General features: G+C 69.3%; 8 protein-coding genes. All 8 read right to left on the bottom strand.

Going from position 1 to position 8,692, the window contains the following annotated elements:
- Positions 1 to 1,987: PHP domain-containing protein (locus VN378_RS11430; protein ID WP_325743701.1), on the bottom strand; the 1,987-nt coding region annotated here is incomplete at its 3' end.
- Positions 1,984 to 3,591: a DNA polymerase Y family protein gene (locus VN378_RS11425; protein WP_325743700.1), complete on the bottom strand. Its 1,608-nt coding sequence runs from the start codon at positions 3,589 to 3,591 to the stop codon at positions 1,984 to 1,986. The genes VN378_RS11430 and VN378_RS11425, both read right to left, overlap by 4 nt.
- Positions 3,497 to 4,150, bottom strand: coding sequence for a hypothetical protein (locus tag VN378_RS11420; RefSeq protein WP_325743699.1), 654 nt, complete (start codon positions 4,148 to 4,150; stop codon positions 3,497 to 3,499). The genes VN378_RS11425 and VN378_RS11420 overlap by 95 nt, the downstream gene beginning before the upstream one ends.
- 87 nt (positions 4,151 to 4,237) lie before the next feature.
- Positions 4,238 to 4,660 carry a large-conductance mechanosensitive channel protein MscL gene (gene mscL / locus VN378_RS11415; protein WP_325743698.1) on the bottom strand — a complete coding sequence of 141 codons (423 nt, stop codon included), beginning with the start codon at positions 4,658 to 4,660 and terminating at the stop codon, positions 4,238 to 4,240.
- Positions 4,661 to 4,673: 13 nt separating this feature from the next.
- Complete coding sequence (locus VN378_RS11410; RefSeq protein WP_056619956.1) at positions 4,674 to 4,961, bottom strand: integration host factor subunit beta; 288 nt, start codon at positions 4,959 to 4,961, stop codon at positions 4,674 to 4,676.
- A 219-nt stretch (positions 4,962 to 5,180) separates the two neighbouring features.
- Complete coding sequence (rpsA, locus tag VN378_RS11405; protein WP_325743697.1) at positions 5,181 to 6,890, bottom strand: 30S ribosomal protein S1; 1,710 nt, start codon at positions 6,888 to 6,890, stop codon at positions 5,181 to 5,183.
- Positions 6,891 to 7,043: 153 nt separating this feature from the next.
- Complete coding sequence (gene cmk / locus VN378_RS11400; RefSeq protein ID WP_325743696.1) at positions 7,044 to 7,694, bottom strand: (d)CMP kinase; 651 nt, start codon at positions 7,692 to 7,694, stop codon at positions 7,044 to 7,046.
- On the bottom strand, positions 7,691 to 8,692 hold a 1,002-nt coding region (gene aroA / locus VN378_RS11395), incomplete at its 5' end, for a 3-phosphoshikimate 1-carboxyvinyltransferase (protein ID WP_325743695.1). The genes aroA and cmk, both read right to left, overlap by 4 nt.

Genomic DNA, 8,692 nt, shown 5'->3' with positions numbered 1-8,692 from the left:
GGGGGAAGTCGATCACATGGGGCCGGCCCAGCCTTTCAGCCTCCCGCCGCTCCGCCCGTCGTTTCAGATAGGGATGCACCATCCCGCCCTGGATCGGTCCGGGCCGGACGATCGCCACCTCGACCACCAGATCGTAGAAGGTGCGGGGCTGGAGCCGTGGCAGCATCGCCATCTGGGCCCGGCTCTCGACCTGGAAGACCCCCAGGGAGTCCCCCTTGCACAGCATGTCGTAGACCTCCGGATCGCCCTGCGGGACCGTATGCAGCTCGAACCGCGGCCCATAGTTTTCCGCGATCATGTCGAAGCCGCGCTTCAGCGCCGTCAGCATGCCCAGGGCCAGCACATCGACCTTCATCAGTTTCAGAAAGTCGATGTCGTCCTTGTCCCATTCGATGAAGGTGCGGTCGGCCATGGCGGCGTTCCCGACGGGCACGATCTCGATCAGCGGCGTCTGGCTCAGGACATAGCCGCCCACGTGCTGGCTCAGGTGGCGCGGGAATTTGATCAGCTGCGCCGTCAGCTCCAGCGCCAGCCGCATGCGCGCGTCGTCGCGGCTCAGGCCGGTGCGGTCGACGTGCTCGTCCTTCACCCCGTCGCCCCAGGAGCCCCAGACCGTGTCCGCCATCCGCGCCGTGACGTCCTCGGTCAGGCCCAGCGCCTTGCCCACGTCGCGGATCGCGGACCGGGGCCGGTAATGGATGATGGTGGCCACGATGGCCGCCCGGTCCCGGCCATAGCGGCGGTAGATGTATTGCATCACCAGTTCGCGCCGCTCGTGTTCGAAGTCGACGTCGATGTCGGGCGGCTCGTCGCGATCGGCCGACATGAAGCGCTCGATCAGCACGTCCTGCTCGGCGGGGTTCACATTGGTGACGCCCAGGCAGTAGCAGACCACCGAGTTCGCGGCCGAACCCCGCCCTTGGCACAGGATCGGATCCTCCTGCGACCGCGCCCAGGCGACGATGTCGTGCACCGTCAGGAAATAGTTCGGGTACTTCAGCAGCTTGATGAGTTTCAGCTCCTTGACGATCGTGTCCCGGACCTTCTGCGGAACCCCGTCGGGCCAGCGGCCGCGGGCCCCCTGGAAGGCCAGCCGGATCAATCGACGCTGCGCCGTCCAGCCTGACGGCACCGGTTCGTCCGGGTACTGGTACTCGAGCTCGCGTAGCGAGAAGACGCAGGCCCGCGCCACCGCCATCGTCCGCGCCAGCGCCGCCTCGTGGCCGCGGAACAGCCGCGCCATCTGCGCCGGCGGCTTCAGATGGCGTTCGGCGTTGGCCTGCAGCCGCCGCCCGGCCTTGTCGATGGTCGTCCCCTCGCGGATGCAGGTCATGACGTCCTGCAGCATCCGCCGGTCGGGATGATGATACAGCACCGCATTGGTCGCGATCATGGGCGCGCCCGTGCGCTGCGCCATAGCCGCCAACCGGTTGAGCCGCTTTCGGTCGTCGCCGCGCCACAGGGGCGCCGCCGCCAGATACAGATCGTCCGGCCAGGCCTTTCGCCACGCCGCCAGCCGCGTCTCGAACGCCGCGTCGGGCTGTTCCGGCGCGGGGGCCAGGGCGATCATTCCCTCCCCCAGCCCGACCGCCTGTTCGAAGGTCAGCCGCGTCTCGGCCTTTTCGATCCGCTCCGCATCCGGATCGGCCCCGGCTTGCGGCACGGCCTCGCTCTTGCCCCGCGACAGCAGGCGGCAGAGCCGGCCGTAGGCGGCGCGATCACGCGGAAAGACGATCAGCTCCGTCCCGTCGGTGAAACCGAGCCGCGATCCGACGACCAGAGGGAGGTCGATTTCCTCCGCCCCCATCAACGCCCGCACCATGCCGGCCAGGGTGTTGCGGTCGGCCACGCCGACGGCGGCCAGCCCCATGGCCTTCGCCTGCATCATGATCTCGCCGGGATGCGAAGCCCCCTCGAGGAAGCTGAAATTCGTCATCGCCCCCAGTTCGGCGTACTGGCCGTCCCAGCCTGAACCCGGGGCGCTCATGGCAGCACCCCGTGCATCCACCACGACGGCGCCCGTTCTTCGGCCACCCCCGAATATTCCCGGCCATACAGGCCTTCGCGGAACAGCCAGTAGCGAGCCCCCGCCTCGTCCTCGACGCGGTAGTAGTCGCGGGTTCGGACCTGCCGGTCGTCCGGACGCGGCCGCCACCATTCGGGCGACAGCCGTTCGGGGCCGTCGGAGCGCGTCACACGTCGCGACAGCCGCCGCCAGGTGAAGCGCACCGGCGCGCCATCGGGAAGTTCAGCCAGAGCCTCGACCGGCTCGGGCGGGTCCAGCAGCAGGATGGGACGGCGCGCATCCCGGTCCGTCGCGGATGGCCGCCGCCCCAGCGCCGGCCGCCAACGCTCGGCGCGCTCGGGCGCCCAGCTGTCGACCGGTTCTGAGATCAGCACCCGGTCCTCGCCCAGCCGCGCGGTCAGACGGTCGATCAGGGCCGCAAGGCTCTCGGCCTGTTTCGCCTCGGCCTCGCTTTCCAGCGCCCTCTGCCGCGCCGTCATCGGTTCAACCGCGTCGGCGGTCAGCATCATGGCGTCGAGGCCGAAACCCAGCTCCAGTCGCCCCAACCCCGCCTCGCGGAACAGTCGCAGCCAAACCCCGGCCTCGCGGCCGGGCCGGCCCGTACGCACCGACAGGCTGGTGGTCCGGCCATCCGAGCGGAACCCCGTCAGCGTCAGCGCCTTCGCTCCTTGCCCGTCGCGCACCAGGGGTGCGGACAGATCGGCGACCAATTCCGTCAGCCGCGCCTCCACGCCCTCGATATCGCTGACCGGCTCCATCCAGGCCTGCCAGGCCCGGTATTTCGGCGGCGGCCGCACCGGCGTCAGGGCCTCGCCCGCGAAGCCCAGGGCCTGATCCAGACGCTGCACCAGGCCCACGCCGTCCCCATCCCTGAACCGCCGCGCCAGTCCAGCGCGCGGCATGGGATAGAGGTCGCCGATCCGTTTCAGCCCGAAACGGCGCGACTGCGTCAGGGTGCGGTCGTCGATGCGCAGCGCCTCGACCGGCAGGGACGCCAGAAGGCCGCGCACCGTCTCCTCATCGGCGATGGAGGCGCCGCCTTCAGCCTCGCCCCAGCGCGCCAGGGCCCAGGCTGCGCCCGGCGTCGGCCCTATGGCGACGCGCGTCCGCGCTCCGGCCTCGGCCAGCCGGTCCCGGATCTGCGCCAGCAGGGCCGCCTCTCCGCCGAACAGACGGGTGGCGCCGGTGAGGTCGAGGAACAGGCCCTCCAGGCCTTCCCCTGCCGGATCGACGCTGACCGACGGCGACCAGCGCTCGGCCCAGACCGCCAGCGCCGTCAACGCCCGGGCGTCCGCCTCGGGATCGGCGGGCTTGCAGATCAGGTGCGGGATCATGGCCAGGGCGTCGGCCTGGGTCTGGCCGCGCCGCAGGCCCGTCGCCCGCGCCGCCGGATTGAGGGCGTGGATCACCGCCGCGCCCCGGCGGTTCTTCAGGATCAGGGCGAACGGGTTCTTCGGATCGAGGGCGGGGTCAGGCGGCGAGGCCGGACGGCGCGCCCGCGTGGCCGATCGCCGCCAGACCGTCACCGGCCAGTCGATCAGCCAGACGGAGACGATGCGTCTCATCATCCTGCTCCAGCATCCACGCCCCCGGCCGTTCGCCACGGCCCCGCATCAGTTCGGCGGTCAGCCGTGGCGCGCCCGGGGCCCGGGCGTCGTCCGGATCGACGGCGCTGGCCAGGGTCGAGATCCGCCAGCGCCGCCGCGCCGCGCTGAGCCCGTCCAGCCCGCGCGGCAGCACCAGCCCCACGCACCCGCCCTGTTTGGCCGCGAAGTCCAGCCGCCGTGTCTGGGTCAGGGTCGCCGCATCCACCGCGCCAAGGGCCAGGGACACCGCCCCCGACCGCAGCGCCTGCTCCAACGTCCACAAGGCCTCGGCCGCCGTGTTGACGGGGGCCAGGATCAGGGAAATCCCCGGCAGGCCAGGGCCATAGGGCCGGCCATGCTCGCCCAGCCACGCTCGCGTCGCCGTCATCAGCACCGGTCGCTCATCCTCCTCCAGCCGGCGCGACAAGGCGAAGGCCATCAGAGCCGCTCCGTCCCGGGGACCCGCCGCGCACGCTTCTTCCAGCGGCGCGGGCCGCTGGGGAAACAGGCCGGGAGATGACAGGGGCGCAGGGATCATGAGAGTCCGGAAATCCAGATGTTCACTATTTGTTCCGGACGCCGCCAGAGTCAAACAGAGAATCCCGTTCCGTCGCCTTCCAGGAAATCAGACCCGCGGTCGCGCCTTCAGCTCGTCGCGAATCTCGGCCAGCAGGGCCTCGGTGGGCGTCGGCGCAGGAGCCGCCGCTTCCGGCTCGGCCGCCTGTTCGCGGCGCAGCCTGTTGATCGCCTTGACCAGCAGAAACACCACCAGGGCCACGATGGCGAACTGGATCAGGGTGTTGACGAAGGCGCCGTACTGGATCGCGACTTCCTCGACCGCCTCGGTGGAGGGGTTCTCGGGGGCCAGCACCCATTTCAGCTTCGAGAAGTCGACCTTGCCCAGCAACAGGCCGATCGGCGGCATCACCACCTGTTCGACCAGACTGGTGACGATCTTGCCGAACGATGCGCCGATGATCACCCCGACAGCCAGGTCGATCACATTGCCCCGGGAGATGAACTCCTTGAACTCGGTCACGAGCCCCATCGGCGGTCTCCGGTCAGGCGTCGCCGGCGTTCAGCCGCTCACGCAGCTCCTTGCCGCTCTTGAAGAAGGGCACGGCCTTGGCCGGCACATCGACGGTCTCGCCGGTGCGGGGATTGCGTCCCGCGCGCGCCGGCCGGGCCCGGACGGAAAAGGCGCCGAAACCGCGTAGTTCCACGCGTCCGCCTTCGCCCAGCGAGTCGACCATCTGGCCAAGCACGATATTCACCACCCGTTCGACCTCGGCATGGGTCAGATGGGTGTTCTCGGCAGCGAGCTTTTCGATCAGCTCAGACTTTATCATTGGCAGCCCCCGCCCTGTTCAGCCTTCACAAGGCCCATACGGGTGCATCCGGGCACGGGATGCAACCCCACCCTAGCCTTCGCCCGCCGCAGGAAAAAGCCCCGCCCGGCGGATTGGCGGAGAAATGTCGGTTAACGCTCACAATCCACGCGTCCTGCGCACGAAAAAGGCGGCGGGATCGCTCCCGCCGCCTGATCCGTATCCAGATCACAAAGGAGACTATTCCTTCGTGCTGGCTTTCTCGCGAAGCGCGGCGCCCAGGATGTCGCCCAGCGAAGCGCCCGAGTCCGACGACCCGAACTGCTCGATGGCCGAGGCCTCGTCCTTCATTTCCAGGGCCTTGATCGACACCGAGACGCGGCGCGAGGCCTTGTCGATGCCGGTGACCATGGCGTCGACGCGATCGCCGACGGTGTAGCGCTCGGTGCGCTGCTCGGCGCGGTCGCGCGACAGGTCGGACTTGCGGATGAAGGCGGTCGCCGGGGCGTCCTCTTCACCGAATTTGACCTCGATGCCGCCGGTTTCGACCGCCGTCACGGTGACGGTGATCTGCTGGCCCTTCTTGAAGGTGTCGCCTTCCATCGGATCGCCGCCCAGCTGCTTGATGCCGAGCGAGACGCGTTCCTTCTCGACGTCGACGTCCAGCACCTTGGCCTTGACGGTTTCGCCCTTGCGGTAACGCTGGATGGCTTCCTCGCCGGAGACGTTCCAGTCCAGGTCGGACAGGTGCACCATGCCGTCGATGTCGTTGTCCAGGCCGATGAACAGGCCGAACTCGGTGGCGTTCTTGACCTCGCCCTCGACGGTCGAACCGATCGGGTTGGCGGCCACGAAGGCGTCCCACGGATTGTCCTGGGCCTGTTTGAGGCCCAGCGAGATGCGGCGCTTGGAGGCGTCGACATCCAGCACGACCACGTCGACTTCCTGCGAGGTCGAGACGATCTTGCCCGGGTGGACGTTCTTCTTGGTCCAGGACATTTCCGAGACGTGGACCAGGCCTTCGACGCCGGCTTCCAGCTCGACGAACGCGCCGTAGTCGGTGATGTTGGTGATGCGGCCGGTCATCTTGGCGCCGACCGGATACTTGGCCTCAACGCCGTCCCACGGATCGGTCTGCAGCTGCTTCATGCCGAGGCTGATGCGCTGGGTATCCGGGTTGATCTTGACGATCTGGACCTTGACGGTGTCGCCGACGGCGAGGACCTGCGAGGGGTGCGAGACGCGCTTCCACGACATGTCGGTGACGTGCAGCAGGCCGTCGATGCCGCCCAGGTCCACAAACGCGCCGTAGTCGGTGATGTTCTTGACCACGCCTTCGCGGACTTCGCCTTCCAGCAGCTGGCCGACCAGTTCGGTGCGCTGTTCGGCGCGGGCCTCTTCCAGGATGGCGCGACGCGAGACGACGATGTTGCCGCGCGGACGGTCCATTTTCAGGATGGCGAAGGGCTGTTCCTTGCCCATCAGCGGACCGACGTCGCGCACGGGGCGGATGTCGACCTGCGAGCCCGGCAGGAAGGCCGAGGCGCCGCCGAGGTCGACGGTGAAGCCGCCCTTGACGCGGCCGACGATGGCGCCGTTGACCGGCTGACCTTCGGCGAACACGACTTCCAGACGGGTCCAGGCTTCTTCGCGGCGAGCCTTGTCGCGGCTGATGACGGCTTCACCCAGGGCGTTCTCGACGCGCTCGAGGTAGACTTCGACGTTGTCGCCGAGCTTCGGGATGACGGCGCCTTCGCCGATGCCGAACTCGCGGGCCGGGATGCGGCCTTCGGTCTTCAGACCGACGTCGATGATCAGGATGTCCTTTTCGATGCCGACGACGCGGCCGTGAACGACCTGGCCTTCGCCGAGATCGCGGCCCTGAAGGGTTTCGTCGAGCAGCGCGGCGAAATCGTCACGCGAGGGGGAGAGGCTTTGGGTGTCAGTCATGCAGGGGTTGGGTTTCTAACGGTTATGGCGCGCGACCGGACGGCCCCGCGCGAGGTGAGTGTGAAAGGGTCATCAGGTCGTCGGGACGCGAGACGAATGAGTCAGAACGCCCGCGGAAGCCGAGGATGACGCGCTGGATTTGCCTTGGGGTCTCTAGAGACCGTGCCGGACACGCGCCGCCTCGACGATACGGCGGGCCGCATCGAAGGCGGTCTCTATATCCATATCGGTCGTGTCCAGCAAGACGGCGTCTTCGGCCTGCACCATCGGGGCCGCACCCCGGCCCGCGTCGCGCTCGTCGCGGCGAACGATATCGGCCAGCATGTCCTCATAGGCGATGACGTCGCCGCGGCCGGTCAGCTGCTTCCAGCGGCGCATGGCGCGCACCTCGGCGGTGGCGGTGACGTATAGCTTGGCCTGGGCTTCAGGGGCGATGACCGTGCCGATGTCGCGCCCGTCGAGCACCGCCCCCCCGGGCCGGGCGGCGAAGGCCCTCTGGAAGGCCAGCAGGGCCGCACGCACGCCGGGGTAGCCCGCCGTCCGGCTGGCGGCCTCGCCGGCCACTCCGCTGGTCAGCCGTTCGGTGTCGCTCAGATTCTCCGCCTTCAACGCGCGCGCCACGGCCTCTGCGGCGGCCTCGTCGTCGAGCGATCCGCCGGCGTCGAGCACGCCCAGCCCCACGGCCCGGTAGAGCAGACCGGTGTCGAGATGCGGCAGGCCATAGGTCTGGGCCAGCCGCGCGGCGATGGTGCCCTTGCCCGAGGCGGCGGGGCCGTCGACGGCGATGATCAGGGCCCGGTTCATGCGGACGCTGCGATATCGGCCCCGAGGCCGCGCATCAACTGGACAAAGCCCGGGAAGCTGGTCGCGATCATCCCGGGCTCGTCCACCGTCACCGGCTCGTCGGCCGCCAGCCCCAGCACCAGATGGCTCATGGCGATGCGGTGATCGCCGTGGGTGGTCACGGTCGCGCCGCCGCGAACGAGGCCGCCGGCCACCGTGAAGCCTTCGGGCTCCTCCTCGACCCGGACGCCGCAGGCGGTCAGGCCCGCCGCCATCAGGGCGATGCGGTCGCTCTCCTTGACCCTCATCTCGCCGATGCCGCGCATCACCGTCGCCCCCTCGGCGAAGGCGGCGGTGGCGGCCAGGATGGGATATTCGTCGATCATCGAGGGCGCGCGCTCCGGCGGCACGACCACGCCCCTGAGCGCCGAATGCCGGGCGGTGACGTCGCCGACCTCCTCGCCGCCGGCCATGCGGCGGTTTGAGACGGTCAGGTCGGCGCCCATCTCGCGCCAGGTCTGGAACAGGCCGGTGCGAAGGGGGTTGAGCATGACGCCTTCCACCGTCACCCCGGAGCCGGGCGCGATCAGCCCCGCCGCCAGCGGGAAGGCCGCCGACGAGGGGTCGCCGGCCACGGCCACGGCGGTTCCGGTCAGACGCTGCCCGCCCTTCAGGCTCACCCGCCAGCCGGCCTCCATCGGCAAGACGCCGACCTCGACGCCAAAGGCCCGCAGCATGCGTTCGGTGTGGTCGCGACTGGGCTCCGGCTCGGCCACGGTGGTGACGCCGTCGGCATTCAGCCCGGCCAGCAGGATGGCCGACTTGATCTGGGCCGAAGCGACCGTCTGGACATAGTCGATGGCGGCGAGATCGCCGCCGCTGATCTCGACGGGCAGGCGGCCCGGCTCACTCTTCCAGTCAAAACGCGCGCCCATCGACGCCAACGGACCGGTGACCCGCTTCATCGGCCGTTTCCGCAGGCTGTCGTCGCCGTCGAACGTCACCGTGACCGGATAACC

This window comes from Brevundimonas sp. (genome assembly GCF_035561115.1).
Lineage (GTDB): Bacteria > Pseudomonadota > Alphaproteobacteria > Caulobacterales > Caulobacteraceae > Brevundimonas.
This window is presented reverse-complemented; position numbering and strand designations above follow the sequence as displayed.